Origin of the sequence: Thermaerobacter sp. FW80 (assembly GCF_004634385.1) — a bacterium.
Taxonomy (GTDB): domain Bacteria; phylum Bacillota; class Sulfobacillia; order Thermaerobacterales; family Thermaerobacteraceae; genus Thermaerobacter; species Thermaerobacter composti.
In genome coordinates this window covers 571324-592126 of sequence record NZ_CP037895.1, presented here as the reverse complement: position 1 = coordinate 592126, position 20803 = coordinate 571324, and the positions used below count along the sequence as shown (strand labels likewise).

Annotated in this window: 17 protein-coding genes; 16 read left to right on the top strand and 1 reads right to left on the bottom strand. The window is 74.9% G+C overall.

The genetic code is table 11. The features are described from left to right. Positions 1-199: 199 nt before the first annotated feature. From E1B22_RS02410 to rpoD, 16 genes are all read left to right on the top strand, one after another. Positions 200-1507: a histidine kinase gene (locus E1B22_RS02410; protein ID WP_243123641.1), complete on the top strand. Its 1308-nt coding sequence runs from the start codon at positions 200-202 to the stop codon at positions 1505-1507. Positions 1508-1554: 47 nt separating this feature from the next. Beyond that, positions 1555-2658, top strand: a complete 1104-nt coding sequence (locus tag E1B22_RS02405) for a LytTR family DNA-binding domain-containing protein (protein WP_243123640.1) — start codon at positions 1555-1557, stop codon at positions 2656-2658. A 255-nt stretch (positions 2659-2913) separates the two neighbouring features. After that, positions 2914-3438, top strand: a complete 525-nt coding sequence (locus E1B22_RS02400) for a DUF420 domain-containing protein (protein WP_167758835.1) — start codon at positions 2914-2916, stop codon at positions 3436-3438. Then, positions 3435-4442 carry an ABC transporter ATP-binding protein gene (locus E1B22_RS02395; RefSeq protein WP_135224412.1) on the top strand — a complete coding sequence of 336 codons (1008 nt, stop codon included), beginning with the start codon at positions 3435-3437 and terminating at the stop codon, positions 4440-4442. The genes E1B22_RS02400 and E1B22_RS02395 overlap by 4 nt, the downstream gene beginning before the upstream one ends. A 51-nt stretch (positions 4443-4493) precedes the next feature. After that, the gene (locus E1B22_RS02390) at positions 4494-5261 is read left to right on the top strand and encodes an ABC transporter permease (protein ID WP_135224411.1); all 768 of its coding nucleotides are present in this window, start codon (positions 4494-4496) and stop codon (positions 5259-5261) included. A gap of 32 nt (positions 5262-5293) precedes the next feature. Next, positions 5294-6415, top strand: coding sequence for a saccharopine dehydrogenase family protein (locus E1B22_RS13820; protein ID WP_135224410.1), 1122 nt, complete (start codon positions 5294-5296; stop codon positions 6413-6415). A 180-nt stretch (positions 6416-6595) separates the two neighbouring features. After that, on the top strand, positions 6596-7279 hold the full coding sequence (locus E1B22_RS02380) for a TetR/AcrR family transcriptional regulator (protein ID WP_243123639.1): 684 nt from the start codon (positions 6596-6598) through the stop codon (positions 7277-7279). A 248-nt stretch (positions 7280-7527) separates the two neighbouring features. Beyond that, a complete protein-coding gene (paaA, locus tag E1B22_RS02375; protein WP_371413482.1) occupies positions 7528-8523 on the top strand; it encodes a 1,2-phenylacetyl-CoA epoxidase subunit PaaA in 996 nt (331 codons plus the stop codon). 340 nt (positions 8524-8863) lie between these two features. After that, positions 8864-9415 (top strand): phenylacetic acid degradation protein PaaB, encoded by a 552-nt coding sequence (locus E1B22_RS02370; RefSeq protein WP_135224409.1) that lies wholly within the window; start codon positions 8864-8866, stop codon positions 9413-9415. Continuing rightward, positions 9412-10452 (top strand): 1,2-phenylacetyl-CoA epoxidase subunit PaaC, encoded by a 1041-nt coding sequence (gene paaC, locus E1B22_RS02365; RefSeq protein WP_135224408.1) that lies wholly within the window; start codon positions 9412-9414, stop codon positions 10450-10452. The genes E1B22_RS02370 and paaC overlap by 4 nt, the downstream gene beginning before the upstream one ends. Positions 10453-10486: 34 nt before the next feature. Next, positions 10487-11113, top strand: coding sequence for a 1,2-phenylacetyl-CoA epoxidase subunit PaaD (gene paaD / locus E1B22_RS02360; RefSeq protein WP_135225908.1), 627 nt, complete (start codon positions 10487-10489; stop codon positions 11111-11113). A gap of 624 nt (positions 11114-11737) precedes the next feature. Further along, positions 11738-12535 carry an enoyl-CoA hydratase/isomerase family protein gene (locus tag E1B22_RS02355; RefSeq protein WP_135224407.1) on the top strand — a complete coding sequence of 266 codons (798 nt, stop codon included), beginning with the start codon at positions 11738-11740 and terminating at the stop codon, positions 12533-12535. A 181-nt stretch (positions 12536-12716) separates the two neighbouring features. Beyond that, positions 12717-14747, top strand: coding sequence for a 3-hydroxyacyl-CoA dehydrogenase NAD-binding domain-containing protein (locus tag E1B22_RS02350; RefSeq protein WP_135224406.1), 2031 nt, complete (start codon positions 12717-12719; stop codon positions 14745-14747). 327 nt (positions 14748-15074) lie between these two features. After that, positions 15075-16277, top strand: a complete 1203-nt coding sequence (locus E1B22_RS02345; protein ID WP_135224405.1) for a thiolase family protein — start codon at positions 15075-15077, stop codon at positions 16275-16277. Between the two features lie 147 nt (positions 16278-16424). Next, positions 16425-18407 carry a DNA primase gene (gene dnaG, locus E1B22_RS02340; protein WP_135224404.1) on the top strand — a complete coding sequence of 661 codons (1983 nt, stop codon included), beginning with the start codon at positions 16425-16427 and terminating at the stop codon, positions 18405-18407. A gap of 131 nt (positions 18408-18538) precedes the next feature. Further along, positions 18539-19840 carry an RNA polymerase sigma factor RpoD gene (gene rpoD, locus E1B22_RS02335; protein ID WP_135224403.1) on the top strand — a complete coding sequence of 434 codons (1302 nt, stop codon included), beginning with the start codon at positions 18539-18541 and terminating at the stop codon, positions 19838-19840. 141 nt (positions 19841-19981) lie between these two features. On the opposite strand, the gene E1B22_RS02330 is transcribed toward rpoD, so the two are convergent. After that, the gene (locus E1B22_RS02330; RefSeq protein ID WP_135224402.1) at positions 19982-20446 is read right to left on the bottom strand and encodes a GNAT family N-acetyltransferase; all 465 of its coding nucleotides are present in this window, start codon (positions 20444-20446) and stop codon (positions 19982-19984) included. Between the last annotated feature and the right edge of the window lie 357 nt (positions 20447-20803).

Here is a 20803-nt window from a genome sequence, read left to right as displayed (position 1 = left end):
GGACCCCCTCCGTACCGCGGGCGCCTCGAATATGTTAGCGTCGAAATTACCACGCATCGCCACCGCGGTCAAGCAAGAAGGGGCACCCCTTGTGACGAACTTCACATGAAAAGCAGGAAAAGGGCGAACAGAAAGGGGAAGCGGGGACGGGCGAGGCGGGTGGGGGTGCCCATCGGCGGGCGTCGGAGGGGGTGTCGCCGTGACGGCCGAGTGGACCTTCCTCGACCACACCTTCCGCATCGGCGAGGAGACCCTGCCCTACGTGCGGCAGGGGCTGAACGAGGAGACGGCCCAGAAGATCTGCGAGATCATCCGCGACATCGCCGAGGTCGACGCCGTGGCCGTCACGGACCGGCAGACCATCCTGGGCTACGCGGGGCTGGGTTGCCCCTTCATGGTGCGCCACCAGCCCATCCTCACCCAGGCCACGCGCAACGTGCTGGCCACCGGGCAGCTGCGGCTGGTGACCTCCAAGGCCGACTTCGAGTGCCCCATCGCCAGCTGTCCGTGCCCGCTGCAGGCGGCGGTCATCGCGCCGCTGAAGGTGCGGGACCAGGTGGTGGGGACGCTGAAGCTCTACCGCACGGATCGCAACGACATCCCCGGGCTGATCCACCGGCTGGGGGCGGGGATCGCCCAGCTGCTCAGCCTGCAGATGGAGCTGGCCGAGGCCGAGCGGCTGCGGGAGCTGGCGGCGAGGGCGCGGCTGGAGGCGCTGCAGGCCCAGATCCGGCCCCACTTCCTCTTCAACACCCTGAACACGGTGCTGATGTTCAGCCGCACCGACCCCGACCGGGCCCGCGGCCTGCTGGTCAAGCTGGCCGAGTTCCTCCGGCGGGCGCTGACGGTGCGGGACGAGTTCATCCGGCTGGAGGACGAGCTGGAGTACGTGCAGATGTACCTGGAGATCGAGCAGGCCCGCTTCGGGGAGAACCTGCGCTTCCGCGTGCGCATCGACCCGCGGGCCTTCGGCTGTCTGGTGCCCGTGCTGACCATCCAGCCCCTGGTGGAGAACGCCGTGGTGCACGGGCTGGCCCCGCGGGAGGGCGGCGGCCGCCTGACCGTCGCCGCCCGGGTCCGGGGCGGGCACCTGCACGTGGTGGTGGCGGACTCGGGGGTGGGGATCCCGCCCGAGGTCCGCCAGGAGATCTTCCGGCCGGGGGTCGGCAAGGGCATGGGGCTGGGGCTCTCCAACGTCAACCAGCGCCTGGTGGGGCTGTACGGGGAGGCGTACGGGCTGCGGGTGCGGAGCCGGCCGGGGCGGGGGACGCTGGTGCGGCTGGTGGTGCCGGTGCAGCGCCAGGCGGCCGGGGCCACCGGCACGCCCACCCCGGCGGCCGAGGGAACCGGCGGGGCTCCCGCTCGCCCGGTCGCCGGGGAGGCGGGGGATGGGACGGCCGCCGGGCACGGGCGGGGCCGGGGCGATCCGCCGGCGGGCGGCGCCTCCCCGGCGGGATGGGGGAGCGACGGCGCCTCCCCAGCGGCGCGGGGCGTCGGGGCGGGTTGACGGTCGACCGGGGCGCGACGAGGGGGCGTGAAGGAGGAGCCGGTGTCATGACGGGATCCCTCAGGGAAAGGGAACGAGAGGGCCACGGGGGCGACCCCGGCACCCCGGCGGGCCCGGGCGGTTCGCCAAGCCGACGCGGGGCCGGGGCGGAGCCGACGTCCGGTTCCCCGGGGGCGGTCGACGCGGGTCCCGAGACCCGGGCCGGGGGCGGTGGTGGCGGGGAGCCCTCCTGGGATGGAGAGGGCGACCCTGCCCTGGGTCGACCGATCCGGGTGCTCATCGTCGACGACGAGTACCCGGCGCGCGCCGAGTTGCGCTACCGCCTGAGTCGCGAGCCGGGGGTGGAGATCACCGGCGAGGCGGCCACCGCCCGGGAGGCCCTGCGGCTGATCGAGGCCCTGGAGTACGACGTGGTGTTCCTCGACATCGCCATGCCGGGGCTGTCGGGCCTGGAGTTGGCCGAGCGACTCAAGCAGCGGCCCAGCGCCCCCTACGTGGTCTTCACCACCGCATACGACGAGTACGCGGTCAAAGCCTTCGAGGCGCGGGCCCTGGACTACCTGCTCAAGCCCTACAGCGACGAGCGCCTGCGGGAAGCCCTGAGCCGGGTGCGAGAGCGCCTGGCTATGGCGGGGGGCGGTGGCGCCGCACCCGGGACGAACGCGGCCGCGGCAGGGTCCGGGAACGCGGCCCCAGCAGCCTCTGGAGGGGTGGCTGCCCCGCCCGCGGCGACATCGGCGGCCGGCCCCGCGGGCGGCGACCGCGCGGGAACAGGCATTGCGGGAGGCGGCCGGACCCGACCCCGGCCCCGGTGGGTCATGGGCGTGCGCGACGAGGCGGCGGTCCCCATCCCGGTGGAAGAGGTGGTGTACGCCGAGGCGGACGACGATCAGGTCTTCGTCTACACCGCCAGCCAGCGGTACCCCACCCGCCACACGCTGCGGGAGCTGGAGGAGCTGCTGCCGCCGGACCGCTTCTTCCGCTGCCACCGCGGCTACATCGTGAACCTGCGCAAGGTGCGGGAGATCAGCCCGTTCTTCAACGGGACCTACAACCTCACCGTGATCCACGCGGGGCAGCCGGTGACCATCCCCGTCGCCCGCAGCCGGGTGCCGGAGCTCAAGCGCCACTTCTGGCCGGACGCCGGCTGAGGGCCCGGCGGCGGTCCGCAGTCCCTTTAGTCCCTTGCGCCGCCGGCCTGCAGCCCCTTGCGCCGGCGGCGGCCTGCGATCCCCTCCGCTCCCCGCGGCCCCGTCCCGGGCGGCGGGGCGGCGCTCCCGGCGGGCCGGGGCGGCCGCGAGTGCCGGCCCGCCGGGGCCTTGTCGCGTTGGGATGGGTGCAATACCATCGCATCGGATCGGTGATCGGTGGGCGCGGGCCGCGCCCCGCTGCCCGGACGGGAAGGCGTGAGGACCATCGACCCCGTCTTCGTCATCGCCGCCGTCAACGCCGCCATCAACGCGACGAGCGCCGTGGTGATCGCCCGGGCCTACCGGCGCATCCGCCGCGGCGACGTGGCCGGCCACCGCCGCGGCATGCTGCTGGCCACGGGCCTGCAGGCCGCGTTCCTCGTGCTGTACCTGACCAAGGCCACGCTCTACGGCACCACGCCCTTCGTCGGGGACCCGGTGATCCGGGCGACGTACCTGGTGCTGCTGGGGGCCCACAGCCTGGCGGCCACCCTGACGGCCCCCCTGGTCCTGGTGGCCCTGGTGTGGGGGCTGCGCGGGCGCTACGACCGGCATCGGCGGGTGGCCCGCTGGGCCTATCCCATCTGGTTCTTCACCTCGGTCACCGGCCCGCTGACCTTCTTGATGCTATACGGCTTCGGCCGTCCGGGCTACGGCATCCAGGCCTTCGGCGCCTGGGGCGGAGGGGCGGCGGCGGTCCAGCTGGCGGCGCAGGCGGGTGCCCTGGGGATGGTCGGATGAACGCGGCGAGCCCGCCGGCCATCGAGGTCGAGCACCTCTCCCGCCGCTTCGGGGCGGTGGAGGCCGTGCGCGACGTCAGCTTCCGCGTGGAGCGGGGGGAGATCTTCGGGCTGCTGGGCCCCAACGGGGCGGGCAAGACCACGACCATCAAGGTGCTGCTGTCGCTGCTCAAGCCGTCGGCCGGCCGGGTCCGCATCCTGGGCGTCGACGTGGCGCGGGATCCCGACCGGGCGCGCCGCCACATCGGGTGGGTGCCCCAGGAGACGGCCGTCGACCCGCTGTTGACGGGGCGGGAGAACCTGCTGCTGGTCGCCGGGATGTACCACCTGCCGCCAGCCGCGGCGGCCCGCCGGGCGCAGGAGCTGCTGGAGCGGGTCGAACTGGCCGGTGCCGCGGACCGGGTGGTGCGGGAGTACTCCGGCGGCATGCGCAAGCGGCTGGACCTGGCCATGGGCCTGGTCCACCGGCCGGCGGTGCTGTTCCTGGACGAGCCCACCCTGGGCCTGGACATCCACACGCGCCGGCGGCTGTGGGAGTACATCCGCGCCTTTCGCGAACAGGGCACGACGATCCTGCTCACCACCCACTACCTGGAGGAGGCCGATCGCCTCTGCGACCGGGTGGCGATCATCGACGCCGGCCGGATCCGGGCGCTGGACACGCCCGCGCGGCTCAAGGCCCGGTACGGCCGGGAGCGGCTGGAGCTGCGGCTTGCCCCGGGCCTGGCCCCCCAGGCGGTGGCGCGGCTCGTGCGGCGCCTCGAGGCGTTGCCCCAGGTGGTCGCGGTCGAAGGGGCCGGCGCCGGTGGGGCGGGCGGCCCGGATCCGCAGCTCTGGCTGACGGTGCGCGACCCGGTGGCGGCCCTCGAGCCGGTGCTGGCGGCATGCCGCGCCGAGGCGGTCGCCGTGGAGTCCCTGGAGGCCCGCCGCGCCACCCTGGACGACGTGTTCATCCAGTTGACGGGCCGGGCGCTGCGGGACGCGCCGGAGGCGGCGATGGCATGACGAACGGCAGGCGTGGGCGGCCGCCGGCGGCGGGGAAGGGGGTGGGTGAGGGTGGGCGCGTTCTGGCTGGAGAACCGGATCCTCCTGCTGCGGTGGTGGTTCCGCCTGCGGCGCGAGCCCCTGACCCTGCTCTCCACCTTGGCGCAGCCGGTGCTCTGGCTCCTGCTCTTCGGCCACCTGCTGGCGCGCATGGCCGCGGGGGAGGTGCCCGGGGGCGACTACCTCCGGTTCATGACGGCCGGCGCCATGGTGATGACGGTCTTCAACGGCGCCGTCAACGGCGGCGTCGAGCTGCTCTTCGACCGGGAGACCGGCTTCCTGCAGCGCCTGCTGGCGGCGCCGATCCGGCGGCTGTCCATCGTCACCAGCCGGTTCGCCTACATCGTGGCGGTGACGGCGGTCCAGAACCTGCTGATCACCCTGACCGCGTTCCTGATGGGCGTTCGCTTCGCCACGGGCCTGGGCGGGGTGGTGGCGGCCCTGGCCATCGGCGCCCTGTTCGGCGCCGGGGTGGCCACCCTGTCCATCGCCCTGGCCTTCGCGGTCCCGCGCCACCCGGAGTTCTTCACCATCACCGGCTTCTTGAGCCTGCCCCTGCTGTTCTTGAGCTCCGCCCTGGCGCCGCTGGAGTTGATGCCGGGCTGGATGCAGGTCCTCGCCCGGGTCAACCCCATGACCTACGCCATCGAGGCGACGCGGGTCCTGGTGCTGCGGGGGTGGGATCCGGCGGGGGTGACGTCGATGCTGGCCGCCCTGCTGGCCTTCGACCTGCTGGCCCTGGCGGTGGCCGCCCGGGTGTTGCGGCGGGGCTTGGCGTAGCGCCGCCGCGGCGCGGCATGGGGGGATGGGGGATGCGCTTCGTGGTCTTCGGCGGGGGCGGCGACATGGGTCGCCGCGCGGTGGAGGAACTGGCGCGCACGCCCGGGGTGACCCGGGTCACCGTCGCCGATCGGGACCTCGAGGCCGCGCGGGGGGCGGCCAACAGGGCGGGCGCCGTCGCCGTCCCCGGCTGCCGGGTCGAGGCGGTGGCGGTGGACGTGCTGCGGCCCGGTGCCGCGGCGGCGCAGATGGCGCAGCACGACGTGGCCGTCGGCGCGGCGGGCCCCTTCTACCTGCTGGAAGAGCCGCTGGTGCGGGCGGCCATCGAGGCGCGCCGGCCCTACGTCAGCCTGTGCGACGACCACGACGCCGCCCGCCGCGTCCTCGACCTGGACGAACGGGCCCGGGCCGCGGGGGTCACCGTCCTCACCGGCCTCGGCTGGACGCCGGGCCTGACGAACCTGTGCGTCCGGCACGCCGCCGACCGCATGGAACGGGTGGAGGCCGCCCACATCGCCTGGGCGGGCAGCTCCGCCGACGCCCGCGGGTGGGCGGTGGTCCTGCACACCATGCACATCTTCAGCGGCAAGGTGACCAGCTTCGCCGCGGGCCGGTGGGAGGAGGTCCCCGCCGGCAGCGGCGCGGAGCCGGTGCGCTTCCCCCCGCCGTTGGGCCTGGTCACGGTGTTCCACGTCGGCCACCCCGAGCCCGTGACCCTGCCGCGGTTCCTCCCCGATCTCCAGGAGGTGCGGCTCAAGGGCGGGCTGACGGAGCCGGTCCTGAACCGCCTGGCGGTGGCGTTCGGCCGCTGGGGACTCATGGCCACCCATCGCCGGCGGAGGCTGGTGGGCGCGGTGCTCAGACCGCTGCTTCCGCTGCTGGAGCGGGTCGGGGCGCCGTCCCAGCCGGCCTCGGGCCTCGTGGTCCGGGTGCGGGGGCGGCGGGAGGGGCGGCCGGTGGAGCGGGTCTACCGGGCGGCGGCGCCCATGGCCCGCCTGACGGCGGTGCCCCTGGCCGTCGGCGCGCTGTGGATGGCCCAGGGGAAGATCCAGGGCCCGGGCGTCCTGGCTCCCGAGGCGCCCGGCGGACCGGAGCCGGAGGCCTTCTTCCGGGAGCTGGAGTCGCGGGGGGTGCGGATCGAGCGGACCCCATGAGGCGGCGTCGCCCAGCTGGGGCCCGGCCCCTGCCCGTCCTCCGGACTCGACGCCCCCAGGTCGACGCCTCGAGGCGCGTTCCCGACCCCCAGGTCGACGTCTCGAGGCGCGTTGACGGCGCCGCGGGGCCCCTGCTATGCTGAAACCAAACGACCGTTTGTTGGTTTACCAGGAGGAACCATGCCCCGCTCCACCGCCCGCCGCGAAGAGATCCTGACCGTGGCCGGCGAGCTCTTCCGCCAGAAGGGCTACCACGCCACCTCCATGCAGGACATCGCCGACCGGCTGCAGCTCCAGCGGGGGAGCCTCTACGCCCACATCGACAGCAAGGAGGAGCTGCTGTTCGAGATCGTCGACCGGGCGGCGGACCGGTTCCTGGAGGGCATCGAGCGGGCGTGGCGGGAGGGGCGGACGGCGCGGGAGCGGCTGCGGCGGGCGCTGGCGGCCCACATGTCCGTCATCGCGGACCACCGGGACACCGCCAGCGTCTTCTTCCACGAGTGGCGGTTCCTGCGGGACGACCTGCGCCGGCGGATCCAGGTCAAGCGGGACCGCTACGAAGCCCGCTGGCGCGAGCTCATCGCCGACGGCGTGCGGCGGGGCGAGTTCCGCGCCGTCGATCCCCGGTTCGCGGCGCTGCTGGCCCTTTCCGCCGTCAACTGGGCGTACCAGTGGTACTCGCCCGAGGGTCCGCTGAGCCCCGCCGAGGTCGCGGAGGCCTTCGCCGACCTGATCCTGCAGGGGCTTGAGGGGCGCGGGGCCCCGGCGACGGCGGAGCTGGCGGCGAGGGCCGGGGCTGCGGCGAGTCCGGGATCCGCGCCCCCCGGCGCCGCGGGGGCCGACGACGGTGCCGGCAGCCGGTAGCCGGCCGGTTCGTCCGCCGAAGCGGCGCGGAGGGCGTCCGGACCCCGTCCGCTTCCGACCCCGGCCAGGGGTCCAGGGTTCGATCGGCGCCGCGACGGCATCGACGGCATGCAGGGTTGGACCAGGGTTTCGACGCTCTTCAGGTCGGTTTTGGCGGGTTTGCGTTCTTGGGGACGCGTCACCCGGGGGAGCGAATCGAGCGTCGGCCGCCAGCGGGTGCGGTGCCGGCCGCCCAGGGAGGGGAGATCATGGCCGATGGCGGGCTGCGCGGCGCGGGGATGGCGTCGGCGCGAGCCGATGGCCCCCGCGACTGGCGCGAGGAGGAGCGCCTGGCCGAGTTCACCGCCCGCATCGAGCGGGGGGAGAAGGTCGAGGCCGACGACTGGATGCCCGACGCATACCGGCGCCAGTGCCTGCGGCTCATCCAGACCCACGCCAACAGCGAGATCATGGGCGCCCTGCCCGAGCGGGAGTGGATCCCGCGGGCGCCCACCCTGCGTCGCAAGCTGGCGCTGATGGCCAAGGTCCAGGACGAGGTGGGCCACGCCCAGCTGATCTACCGCGTGGCGGAAGACCTGGCCGCGCCCCTGGGCGTCACCCGCGAGGACATGATGGACGCCCTGGTGGCGGGCAAGGCCAAGTTCCACAACGTCTTCAGCTATCCGGCGCCCACGTGGGCCGACGCGGGGATCATCGCCTGGCTGGTCGACGGGGCGGCGCTGATCACCCAGGCGGCCCTGCTGCAGACCAGCTACGCCCCCTACGCCCGCATCCTGCGCCGCATCTGCGCGGAAGAGGCCATCCACCTCAAGCATGGCGAGGACATCATCCTGACGCTGATGAGCGGCACCCGGGCCCAGCAGCGGATGGTCCAGGACGCCCTGAACCGCTGGTGGCGCCCGCTGCTGCACTTCTTCGGCCCGCCCGACGAGATGTCGCCCAACCTGGAGCAGGCCATGCGGTGGCGCATCAAGGTGCGCACCAACGAGGAGCTGCGCCAGGAGTTCCTCAGCAAGTACGTGCCCCAGATCCGCGCCCTGGGCCTCGAGATCCCCGATCCCGAGCTGCGCTACGACGAGGAGCGGGGCCGCTGGGTCTACGGCGACCCCGACTGGGACGAGTTCTGGCGCGTGGTCAAGGGCAAGGGGCCGAGGACCGCGGCCCGCCTGGCGATCCGCCGGCTGTCCCACGAGGAGGGCCGCTGGGTGCGGGAGGCCCTGGCCCGGGCGGCCGCGGCGGCATGACCGCTCCCGCGGACCCGCCGGCGCACCCACCGCCGGGAGCCGCCGGTGGCGCGCCGTCCGACGCGGGCGGCCGGCGGCGCGGTCGGGCCGCAGCCGGGGAATGGCGGCGGTCGGCGACCCGCGGCCGGGGAGCCGCGGGGACCGGCCACCCCCGGCACCCCGGGCGCCGGGGAGGCGCCGCGGGGGGGCCGCGGGCGGGGTCCGACGGGGGCGCGTTGCCACGGGGTACCATGGACGGCGCCTCCCAGCCCGGTGGGGGTCGCGGGCCGGGGGCGGTCCGGGGTGCGCGGCGGGCCCGTGGGCGACGGGTCCGGGACGGGGTGACGGGGAGGAACCGGCCATGGAGGGCACGATGCGGGTCTACGAGGTCTTCGGCCAGCCGCGGCGCGGCGAGCCCTACCTGCACTGCGGCAGCCTGCTGGCGGGGGATCGCCGCAGCGCCCGGCTCCTGGCCCTGCAGCTCTTCTGCCGGCGGCAGGAGTACGTGAGCCTGTGGGTCGTCCCGCGGGCGTGCATCGAGGCCGTGGGCGAGGGCGACGACGACTGGTGGCAGCCTGCCACCGACAAGACCTACCGCCTCGGCGAGGGGTTCGCCCGCACGCGGGAGCTGTGGCGGCGCTTCGGCCGCGGGGCCGGCGGCGGGGGTCCGACGCCGCGGCCGGCTGCCGCGGCGGCGCCGGGCGGGCGGGCCGGTTCCTCCGGCCCGGAGACCATCCCGGGCCCCACGGCGGCCGCCGCGGCGGACGAACCCGGCGCGGCGTCCGCTGCCGGCGGGCTCGGCGCCAGCCTCAACCGCCGGGGCCACGTGCGGGTGCGCCGGGGGCCGCGGCGGCAGGATCGGCGAGCGGGCATGGAAGGCACGGGAGGCACGGAAGGGAAGGGTGGCCGATGAGGGAGCCGGGCGACGCCAAGGCGTCTCCGCCATCGCCGCCGGCCGGGGCCGAGCCGTCCAGGGCGACCGTCGCCGCCGGGGGTGGGCCGGTGCCGCAACCACCCGCGACCGATGCCGCCCTCTCTGCCCTGCTCCTGGCCCTGGCCGACGACGAGCTCATCGCGGGCCATCGGGCGTCGGAGTGGACGGGGGTCGCGCCCTTCCTCGAAGAGGACGTGGCCTTCTCGTCCATCGCCCAGGACGAGGTGGGCCACGCCGCCCTGCTGTACCGGCTGCTGGCCGATCTCGGCCACGGCGGCGGCGACCCCGACGCCCTGGCCTTCGGCCGCGGGCCCGAGGCCTTCCGCAACGCGGTCCTGCTGGAGGCTCCCAACGGCGACTGGGCGGCGGAGATCGCCCGCCACTTCCTGTACAGCGAGTACGAAGCCGTGCTCTGGCCCGCCCTGGCGGACTCCCCCTATCCGCCGTTGGCGGCGGCCGCGACCCGCATCGCCCGCGAGGAGGCGTACCATTGCGCCCACTTCCGGCAGTGGGTGGTGGCGCTGGGGCGGGCGGGCGGGGAGGCGCGGGACCGGCTCCGCAGGGCGCTGGCCCGGGCCCTGCCCCTGGCGGCCGGCTTCTTCGAGCCGCTGGAAGACGAGGACCGGGCGGCCTACTGGCGGGGCATCACCCTGGCCGAGCTGGAGGCGCGATGGCGGGCGGGGGTCCACCAGGTGCTGAAGCAGGCCGGCCTCGCGGAGGACGGCTCCGACGGGTCCGATGGGCGCCGCGGCCCGGGGACCGAACCGGTGGGTGCCGGACCGGGGTCCGCGGGCGGCCTCGCGGGTCCTGGGGCCGCAACATCGGAGGGGGCGCCCGTCCCGCAGGCTACCGACGGGAAGGTGGCCGGTCCGCCAGCCGGCGCGGCGGAGGGGGGCGGACCGGGGGCGGGTCGGCCCGGGTTCGGCGGCCGCCGAGGCCAGCATTCGCCGGCCCTGGCGCAGCTGCTGGAGGAGATGACTTCCGTCTACCGGTCGGAGCCGGGCGCGGCATGGTAGGCGGCGGACGCGGCGTCGGGAGGGGGTGGACGGGATGGCGACGGGGGCGCCTTCGCCGGCGAAGGGCGGAGGACTCGTGGAGGCGCTCTGGGCGGCGCTGGCCGAGGTGCCGGACCCCGAGATCCCCGTGGTCAGCGTGGTCGACCTGGGCATGGTGGAGCGGCTCGAGGCCGATGGGAATGGCACGGTGCGGGTCACGCTGCTTCCGACCTTCGTCGGCTGTCCGGCGCTCGAGCTGATCCGCCAGGGCGTGGCGCGGCGGCTGGCGGCGGTCCCGGGCGTGCACCGGGTGGAGGTGCGCGTCGCGTACAGCCCGCCCTGGTCGACGGATCGAATCACTCCTGCAGGCCGGCGCAAGCTGGCCGCCTTCGGCATCGCGCCGCCGGCGGCCGCACCCGCGGCCGCCGGCGGCGCGTGCCGGGCGGCGCAGCGCATCGCAGCCCCGGTCCCGCCGCCCGTGCCCGGCGGCAGCCTTGCCGCGCTGGGGGAGGGGCGCTCTGCGCCCGGCGGTGCGCCGCGGACCGGGGTCGACGGCGTGCCCTGTCCCCTCTGCGGCTCCCGCCGCACCCGCATGGAGAACGCCTTCGGCCCGACGCCGTGTCGCAGCCTGTGGTACTGCCTGGATTGCCGGAATCCCTTCGAGCAGATGAAGGCCCTCTGAGCGAGGCTCGGGGAAGGCGGCCACGCGGGACCGCGGAGCCCCTCCGGGTAGCGGCCCCGGCCACGCCGACGAGGCCGGCGACCCGGCGGTTGGGCCAGGGGCCTTCCAGCACGGGTTCGTCCCACCAACGACGTCGATCCCGACCCCACCCCTCACGGCCGTCCATGGCGCGCCACCCCCGGCAGCCCAGGCCGGCAGAACGGGGCGCCCCCGCCGCAGCCTGCGACGCCCTGCGCCCGGCGGAAGCGAAACGTCGGCCGATGCGCGGCATCCCCAGTTTGACCCATCCCGGGAGGGGCTGGAAGCCGGGCTCCCGCCCCTTCCACCAGCTGGTGCCATCGGGCCCCGTGCCGCGGATGCACCGCCGAAGCGGGCTGCCCGGGCCGCCCGGCCACCCCGGGGCGGACGGGCTGGCCGGGCGGCCCGGGATCGCCAGTGGCCGCGGGACTGCGGGCGTGCCCGGGGCGTCGCGGAGGCCCCCCGATGCCGCGGAAGCCCGGAGGGACCGGGACGGCCGGGACCAGGGTGCAAGGAATCGGGGCCCCCGCCGGCCAATGCCTTACAGCGCGGCCGCGCTTGCAGCGCAGCGGCCGGTGCGGGACCCATCGGGAGGGGATGGCCGACATGGCCAGCGGCGACGGGCGCTACACCACCATTCTGGCCGCGCGGGAGGGGGGCGTCCTCACCCTCACCCTGAACCGGCCCGAGGTGCTCAACGCCTTCAACCGGACGATGACGTCGGAGCTTTTGGATGCCCTGCGCCAGGCGGAGCGGGATCCCGAGGTCCGCTGCGTGGTGATCACCGGCGCCGGGCGAGCCTTCTCCGCCGGGGAAGACCTCAAGAGCCGTCAGGAGGGCGGCGAGCGGTCGTTCATCGCATCGCTGCGGGAACGGTACAACCCCCTGATCTTGCGCCTGCGGACCATGGAGAAGCCCGTCATCGCGGCCGTCAACGGGGTGGCGGCGGGGGCCGGCCTCGGCCTGGCCCTGGCCTGCGACCTGCGCATCGCCTCCGAGCAGGCCCGCTTCGGGCAGGTGTTCGTCAAGGTGGGCCTGGCCCCCGACTCGGGGACGAGCCTCTTCCTCCTGCAGCTCGTCGGCCTTGGCAAAGCCCTGGAGATGGCCTTCTTCGGCGACCTGGTCCCCGCCGACGAGGCCCTGCGCCTCGGCCTGGTCAACCGGGTGGTGCCCCACGAGGAGCTGGCGGCCGCCACCCGCGAGTGGGCCCAGCGGCTGGCGGCGGGCGCCACCCGGGCCATGGGCCTGGCCAAGCGGGCCTTCAACTTCGCCGCCGGGGCCGCCCTCGCCCAGGTGCTGGAGTACGAGGCCTACCTGCAGGAGATCGCCGGCCACACCGAGGATCACCGCGAGGGCGTCCGGGCCTTCTTGGAGAAGCGGGAGCCCCGCTTCCAGGGGCGATAGCATGGCACGGCGCCACCCGCCAGGCGCACGGCACCGCCCCCCTGGCCGGGCGGCGGGCACCGGACGCCCCGGCTCGCTCGCGCAAGGCCCCCAGGGCGTGGGGCGGGCAGAGCGGTCCGGTCGCGGCAGGGCGGGAAGCCGGTCGGGATCGGGGCAGGGGATCGAGGAGGACTGGCTCGCGATGCTGCGTTCCTTCGCCGACGAACCGGCGGCGCGCCGCCGCACGCCCAACGACGGCGGCGATGGGGAGCCGCCCCCGGGCCCGCGGCCCGCCGGGGGCGACGGTCCCGGTGGCTCCGGCTCCGACCGCGCGCCCGGCAGGGCGGCAGCACCTCCGGCGGGACGGACCGGCCCCGCCGCGGTCCTCGCCGTCCTCGGCGCCGGCACCATGGGCAGCGGCATCGCCCGGGTGGCGGTCGAAGCCGGCTACGAAGTGGTCCTCTACGACGTCGCTCCGGCCGCCCTGGAGCGGACGCGCGAGCGCCTGGCCGCCGCCTGGGAGCGGCACGAGCGGGAGGGCCGGGTTCCTCCCGGCACGGCGGCCGCGCGCCTCGGGCGGCTGCGTCCCGTCACGGACCTGGACGCCCTGGCCCCGGCCGCCGTGGTGATCGAGGCGGTGCCGGAGGACCTCGGGCTCAAGCGGGAGCTGCTGGCCGCCGTGGGCCGCCGGGTGGCGAGCGATGCCCTCATCGCCAGCAACACCTCGTCCCTGTCCATCACCGCCCTCGCCCAGCCGGTGCCGGAGCCGGCGCGGGTCATCGGCCTGCACTTCTTCAACCCGGTGCCCGCCATGCGGCTGGTGGAGGTGGTGGCCGGCGCCCTCAGCGCCCCCGCGGCCGTCGCCCGCGGCATCGAGGTGGCACGGCGGCTGGGCAAGGAGCCCGTGCTCTGCGCCGACACGCCGGGGTTCGTGGTCAATCGGGTGGCCCGCCCCTTCTATGGCGAGGCCCTGCGCCTCCTGGGCGAGGGGCTGGCCGACGTGGCGACCATCGACGCCCTGGTGCGGGCGGCCGGGTTCCCCATGGGGCCGTTCCAGCTGATGGACCTCGTCGGCATCGACGTCAACCTGGCCGTGACCCGCTCGGTGTTCGAGGGATTCGGCGGCGAGCCCCGCTACCGCCCCCATCCGATCCAGCAGCAGCTGGTGGCGGCGGGCTGGCTGGGGCGCAAGACCGGCCGCGGCTTCTACCACTACGACGAGGCGGGGCGGCCTCGCGGCGTGGCCTGGCGGGGCTGGCGGCAGGCGGTAGCCCTGGCGGACGAACCGGCAGGCGGGGGCACCGCCCCGGCGGAGCCGGTCCCGACCGCCCCCAACCGCGCCGCGGCCCCGGCCGGGACGGGCGGCGCGGGCGATGGCGGGCCGGCTGCGGCGGCTCCGGCGACCGCCGAGGCCCCTGGGCGGGAGCGCGACCCCCGGCCCCTCTGGGTGGTCGGTGACGGCCCGCTGGCCTCGGAGCTGGCGCGCCGCTGGACGGAGGCGGGGATCGGCGTCATTCAGCTGGCCAGCACCGCCGTGGCCGCCGCCATGGCAGAGGGCGCGGACGGTGCCGCGGCTGCGGCGCCGGCCCCCGCACCCGCCCGAGGATGCGCCCCCGGACCCGCCGCGACGCGCGCCGCAGCCGACGTGCGGACGCCCGCCGCCGTCGCGGTCACCTGGGAGGAGCTCGATCCCCTGGATCCCGGCCACTGGTCCGCGGCCCTCTCCCGGTTGGGCCGGCTGGCGCGTGCGCTGCCCGCCGAGGTGCCGATCCTCGTGAGCATCCTGCCCGGCTCCGCAGCGGAGCAGGCCCGGGCCGTGGCGAACCCGCAGCGGCTGGTGGGATGGGCTGCGGTGCCGCCGCTGGGATCGGCGGTGGAACTGGCCGGGGGCCCGGCGACCGCCGAGGCGACGCGGCAGGCGGCCCGGCGCTGGCTGGGGGCGGCCGGCCTCCAGGTCTTCGCGGTCGGCGACGCGCCCGCCGGCGTCGCGGCGCGGGTGGTCGCCATGCTGGCGCAGGAGGCGGCCGTGGCCGAGGCCGAGGGCATCGCCGCCGGCCCGGCCGTCGACCGGGCGATGCGCCTGGGAACGGGGTATCCGCGGGGTCCCCTGGAGTGGGGGGCCCTGTGGGGCTGGCGGCGGGTGCTGGCGGTGCTGGAGGGGTTGTGGCGCCACTATCGCGAGGAGCGCTACCGGCCGGCGCCCGCCGTTCGCCGCCGGGCGGGGGATGCGTGACCCGCACGCCGCCCGCAGCGGGCCGGCGCAGGCGCCGGGTTGCGGTGCGACCTCGGCCCCACGGCGGCGCAACCCTGGCCCGCCCGGGAGCCGGTGGTGCCGAGGCATCCCTCTCGGCGCCCGGGAGCGCCGCGGACGGGAGGGGTTTCCGCACCCCGCGCTCCACCAGGGGGTCCCGGCGCCGTCGGGCCACGGGCGCGCGGGCTTGCCGGGATGGACGATCGGGCTTGCCCGGTTGTACGGGCTGACGGTCGCCGGGGCCGGGGTGGCCTGGCGGACGGCGCGGTCCGGTCCAGCGAGCAGCCTTGGGCGAGGGAGGGGACGGCGGTGGCAGAGCCGGTGATCGTCGCGGCGGTGCGCACGCCCATCGGTCGGCACGGCGGCGCCCTGGCGCCGGTTCGTCCCGATGACCTGGCGGCGCTGGTGATCCGCGCCGCGGTGGAGCGGGCGGGCATCGACCCGGATGCCGTGGAGGACGTGATCCTCGGTTGCGCCAACCAGGCCGGCGAGGACAATCGCAACGTGGCGCGCATGGCCGCCTTGCTGGCCGGGCTGCCCCAGCACGTGGCCGGGGTGACGGTCAACCGCCTGTGCGGATCCGGACTCGAGGCGGTGCTGCAGGCGGCGCGGGCGATCCGGAGCGGCGAGGGCGAGGTCTTCGTCGCCGGCGGCGTGGAGAGCATGAGCCGGGCGCCCTGGGTCATGCCCAAGCCCGAGCACGGCTACCCCCGCGGCAACGTCCAGGTGTACGACACCACCCTGGGCTGGCGCTTCGTCAACCCGCGGCTGGCCGCCATGTTCCCCCCGGAGTCCATGGGCGAGACGGCGGAGAACGTGGCCGAGCGCTACGGTATCGCCCGCGAGGACCAGGATCGCTTCGCCCTGGAGAGCCAGCGCAAGTGGGCCGCCGCCCAGGAGGCGGGCAAGTGGCGGGACGAGGTGGTCCCCGTGGAGGTGACCGACCGCCGCGGCCGACGCACGGTGGTGGCGGTGGACGAGCACCCGCGCCCCGACACCACCCTGGAGAAGCTGGCCAGCCTGCCCCCGGCCTTCCGCCCTGGCGGGACGGTCACCGCGGGCAACTCGTCGGGGATCAACGACGGCGCCGCGGCGCTGGTGATCATGGCCGAGGGGCGGGCCCGGGCCCTCGGCCTCCGGCCCCTGGCGCGGGTGGTGGCCGGCGCCGTGGTCGGCGTCGACCCGCGGTACATGGGGATCGGACCGGTGCCCGCCACCCGCAAGGTGCTGGGTCGGGCCGGCTGGCACATCGCCGACCTGGATCTGATCGAGCTCAACGAGGCCTTCGCCTCCCAGTGCCTGGCGTGCATCCGCGAGCTGGGCCTGCCCGAGGAGCGGGTCAACGTCAACGGCGGGGCCATCGCCCTCGGCCACCCCTTGGGGTGCAGCGGTGCCCGCATCCTCACCACCCTGGTGCACGAGATGCGGCGGCGCGGGGCGCGGCGTGGCCTGGCCACCATGTGCATCGGCGTGGGCCAGGGGATCGCCGCCCTGGTCGAGGCCGTGGACTGACGGCGCCTGCCGCGGTCCGGCGGGGTCGCGGCTTCCGCCACGTCTTACAGGCCCTGCCGCCCTTATTAAGATTTGTTATTAAAATAGATCGTGGGCAGGAAGCCGGCGATCCGGCGCGAAGGGGAACGGGACGGGGAGGGTCGCGGCTTGTACCGCCTGGACGAGCGGATCGTCGACGAGATCCGCCAGCGCCTCGACATCGTCGAGGTGATCGGCGAGTACGTGCCCTTGCGCCGGGCGGGCCGCGAGTACGTGGCCCTCTGCCCGTTCCACCAGGAGCGCACGCCCTCCTTCACCGTGTCGCCCGCCAAGCAGATGTTCTACTGCTTCGGTTGCCAGGTGGGCGGCGACGTCTTCACCTTCGTGATGAAGAAGGAGGGCTGGACCTTCCCCGAAGCGGTGGCCGAACTGGCGCGCCGCGCCGGCGTGCCCCTGCCCGAGCGGCCGCTGTCGCCCGCCCAGCGTAGGCTGCGGGACCGCCAGGAGCAGCTGCTGCGGGTGCTGCGCCTGGCGGATGCGTTCTTCCGTCAGGCGCTGCGGTCGCCCGGCGGCGAGGCCGCCCGGCGCCATCTGGAGGAACGCGGCCTGCCGCCGGCCCTGTGGGACCGTTACGGCCTGGGGTACGCGCCCGCCGGCTGGGACGGGCTGGTGCGGGCCCTGCAGGAGCGCGGGGTGCCGCCCGCCCTGCTGGTCGAGGCGGGTCTCGCCCAGGCGCGGCCGGGCGGCGGGTACTACGACCGCTTTCGCCATCGGCTGATGTTCCCCATCAGCGATCCGCGGGGCCGGGTGGTCGGGTTCGGCGGGCGTTCCCTGGATGGGCAGGAGCCCAAGTACCTGAACTCGCCGGAGACGCCGGTCTTCAACAAGCGCCGCCTGTGGTACGGGCTCGACTGGGCGCGGCCGCGGCTGCGGGAGACGGGGACGGCGGTGGTGGTCGAGGGCTACCTGGACGCCATCGCCGTCGACCGGGCCGGCGTGGGCTACGCGGCGGTGGCCTCCCTGGGTACCTCGCTGAGCGCGGAACAGGTGGAGCTGCTGGCGCGGTACGTCGAGCAGGTGATCATCGCCTACGACGCCGACGCCGCGGGCCAGCGGGCCACCCTGCGCGGCCTCGAGCTCTTCGCCGACGCCGGGGTGGACGTCCGCGTCGCTCAACTGCCGCCCGGTCGCGATCCGGACGAGGTGGTGCGGCGCGAGGGACCGGATGCGCTCCGGCGGCTGCTGGACGCCGCCGTGCCGGTGGTGGAGTACCGGTTCCGGCAGATCATGGCGGAGTTCGACACCGCCACGCCGCGGGGACGCGCCGAGGCGGCCTCCGCCCTGGCGCCCTGGCTGGCGCGGGTGCGGCACCCCGTGGAACGCGCCGAGTACGTGCGGCGCTACGCCGTCGCCCTGGGCCTCGAGGAGGGGGTCCTGTGGCAGGAGGTGCGACGGTCGGTCCGCATCCGGCGCCGTGCGTCCCCCTGGGCGGGCGGACGCACCGGTGGGAATAACGTCCAGGCGGGCCGGCATACTAACCGTCGGGTCCCGGCGGAGGGGATCCCTGCCGGCGTGGTCCGGGCCGAGCGGGGCTTGCTGTCCGTCAGCCTCTTCCACCCCGAGTGGCGGGAGTTCGTCGCCTCGCGTCTCGAACCGGGGGATTGGGTGACACCGGCCCACCGGTTGCTCTTCGAGCTGGCGGGGCAAGCGCAGGCGTCCGATCCGGGTCGCCTCTTGTCGAGGCTGCACGCCTTGGCCGCGGCGGCCCGGGAGCGGCCGGCGGATGCGGCCGGCGTGGCCCCGACGGCGAGGGAAGAAGGAAAACCCGATGCCGGTGATGAATCAAGGAAAGATCGGGTCGCTGCGGTCACGCCCGGCGATGCGCTGGTTCCTCCACCCGACAGGCGGGTGGTCGAGCAGGCCATCGCCGTGCTGGCCAGCCTGATGCAACGGCCCGCACCCGGGCCGGACGAGCCCGGTGGGATGGAGAGGATTTTAGAAGATTATATCAAAACCTTGAAGCGACATAGCCTATGGAGAATCCAGCGCCGCATCGCCCAGCTGGAGGCGAGCGGCCAGGCCGTACCTGTCGAGCTGGTGGCACGGTTTCAGCTGCTCTCGGCGCAGCTGAAGGGTCGGGCGGGGGGATGAACCCGCCGCCATCGCCCTCGCCGGTCCAGTACCGGAAGGGACGGGGACCGGCGAATCCTTTTCTGACCCGAGTCATGCGGCCAACGCCCCACGGTGTCGGATGGGGCCACGGCGGAAAGGGGGGAAGTCCGATGGACGCCAGCGAGGTCAAGAACCCGCTGCTGGAGATCGATGAGGTCAAGCGGCTGGTCGACCGGGGGCGCGAGCAGGGCGGCGTGCTGTCCGAGGACGAGGTCAGCGACGCCCTGCAGGCCGTGGAGCTCGATCCGGACCAGGTGGACGAGGTCTACCAGCTCCTGGAGGACATGGGCATCGAGGTGGAGACGGCGTCCCGGCGGTCGCGGGGCGGCGCTCGCAACAACCGGGCCAACCGTCATCACCGGGCGCGGAGCTCGAGCCGTGCGGCGAAAGACGTCGAAGGCGTCGTCGACGAGGTCTCCCTGGACGGTGTGGGCGACCTCGACCGGTCCGGGGATCTGGACGGCGACGCGGTGGAGGGAGCCGCCGAGGGCCGCGACCGGGAGGCCGGCGACGGCACCGACGTCGACCAGCTCGGCGAGCCGGTCGACGATGATGACGATGACCTGTCCATGCCCGACGGCGTCGCCCTGGACGACCCGGTGCGCATGTACCTCAAGGAGATCGGGCGCATCCCCCTCTTGACGCCGGAGCAGGAGATCGAGCTGGCCAAGCGGATCGAGCAGGGCGACGAGGAGGCCAAGCGCAAGCTGATCCAGGCCAACCTGCGCCTGGTGGTCAGCATCGCCAAGCGTTACGTGGGGCGCGGCATGCTGTTCCTGGACCTGATCCAGGAGGGCAACCTGGGCCTGATCAAGGCGGCGGAGAAGTTCGACTACCGCAAGGGCTTCAAGTTCAGCACTTATGCCACGTGGTGGATCCGCCAGGCCATCACGCGCGCCATCGCGGATCAGGCCAGGACCATCCGCATCCCCGTGCACATGGTGGAGACCATCAACAAGCTCATCCGCGTCCAGCGCCAGCTGGTGCAGGAGCTCGGGCGGGAGCCGACGCCGGAGGAGATCGCCAAGGAGATGGGCATCGAGCCCGAGAAGGTCCGGGAGATCATGAAGATCGCCCAGGAGCCGGTGTCCCTGGAGACGCCCATCGGCGAGGAGGAGGACAGCCACCTGGGCGACTTCATCGAGGACGAGGACGCCCTGGCGCCGGCGGAGGCGGCCTCCCAGCTCCTGCTGCGCGAGCAGCTGGAGGACGTGCTCCACACCCTGACGGATCGCGAGCAGAAGGTGCTGCGGCTGCGCTTCGGCCTGGATGACGGGCGCCAGCGGACGCTGGAAGAGGTGGGCCAGGTCTTCGGCGTGACCCGCGAGCGGATCCGCCAGATCGAGGCCAAGGCGCTGCGCAAGCTGCGGCACCCGTCGCGGAGCAAGAAGCTCAAGGACTTCCTGGAGTGAGGCGGCGCGATGCCCACCCCGGCCCCCTGCGCCGGGAGGCGTCGCCGCCGCATCGCCGCACCGGCAGCCGGGTAGGGGGAGCGCACACGCAGCCAGTCGGGGGGCGCCCTGTGGGCGCCCCCCGAATGGCTTCCCGGCCCTTCAACGGGGTAGCCGCTTCTCCAGGATCAGCTTGGGCTCGCCCTGCTGGTCCACGTAGACGCCGATGATGTCGAATCCGTGGCGCAGGTTGAGGATCAGCATGTCGCGCCACTTGTTCTTCGTGGCGGTGCGGATGGTACCGTAGCCCTGCTCGCGACACCACGCGTGCTGGCGGCGCATGAGCTCGCTGGCGATTCCCCGCCGGCGAAAGCCGGGCGCCACCGCCCCCACCCAGCTGTAGAAGTGACCGGGTTTCCGCTCGTAGCCGATCTTGTAGCCCACCACCTGCTGTCCCGCCAGCGCCACCAGCGTCAGAAGGCGGTGCCGGTTGCGCGCTTCGCGGAGCATGCGATCCGCTTCGCCAGCGCCGAAGACGAGCTCGTGCAGCCGCAGAAGATCGGCGAGGACCTTGCCGTCGGGGAGGCCCTCGAACTGCCGGTATTCGACGCCGGGTCCTGGTTCCACCGCCGAAACCCTCCCGCTCCCCCAATCCCGCGATGCGACGCCAGTATCCCACGGCTGCGGGGAGGTGGCAACGCTGCCGAGCCGCGCCGATCCGCCTGTGGGTCGGCGAGCGGCACCCACCGGGGCCCCGGGCCCGCGTGCGACGGGCGGGACCGACGGGTCCCAGCGATGGGGCCGGGTGGGCTGCTGGGGTGGGGCGTTGGGGGGCGGGGATGTCCTGGAAGGGGCCGTTCGACGAAGAGGGGAAAACAGGACGGAGGGGTTGCGCTGCCGGACCGCAGCACGCTGCGGGAGCCGCAGCACGCTGTCGGACTCCCGGCGCGCTGTCGGACCCGTAGAGAGATGCTCTGGTGCCTG

Bases quoted from the DNA above. Each gene is read 5' to 3' on its own strand.
- E1B22_RS02405 (WP_243123640.1), top strand. From the start codon at position 1,555: ATGACGGGATCCCTCAGGGAAAGGGAACGAGAGGGCCACGGGGGCGAC.
- E1B22_RS02395 (WP_135224412.1), top strand. From the start codon at position 3,435: ATGAACGCGGCGAGCCCGCCGGCCATCGAGGTCGAGCACCTCTCCCGC.
- E1B22_RS13820 (WP_135224410.1), top strand. From the start codon at position 5,294: ATGCGCTTCGTGGTCTTCGGCGGGGGCGGCGACATGGGTCGCCGCGCG.
- E1B22_RS02380 (WP_243123639.1), top strand. From the start codon at position 6,596: ATGCCCCGCTCCACCGCCCGCCGCGAAGAGATCCTGACCGTGGCCGGC.
- paaA (WP_371413482.1), top strand. From the start codon at position 7,528: ATGGCCGATGGCGGGCTGCGCGGCGCGGGGATGGCGTCGGCGCGAGCC.
- E1B22_RS02370 (WP_135224409.1), top strand. From the start codon at position 8,864: ATGGAGGGCACGATGCGGGTCTACGAGGTCTTCGGCCAGCCGCGGCGC.
- paaC (WP_135224408.1), top strand. From the start codon at position 9,412: ATGAGGGAGCCGGGCGACGCCAAGGCGTCTCCGCCATCGCCGCCGGCC.
- paaD (WP_135225908.1), top strand. From the start codon at position 10,487: ATGGCGACGGGGGCGCCTTCGCCGGCGAAGGGCGGAGGACTCGTGGAG.
- E1B22_RS02355 (WP_135224407.1), top strand. From the start codon at position 11,738: ATGGCCAGCGGCGACGGGCGCTACACCACCATTCTGGCCGCGCGGGAG.
- E1B22_RS02350 (WP_135224406.1), top strand. From the start codon at position 12,717: ATGCTGCGTTCCTTCGCCGACGAACCGGCGGCGCGCCGCCGCACGCCC.
- rpoD (WP_135224403.1), top strand. From the start codon at position 18,539: ATGGACGCCAGCGAGGTCAAGAACCCGCTGCTGGAGATCGATGAGGTC.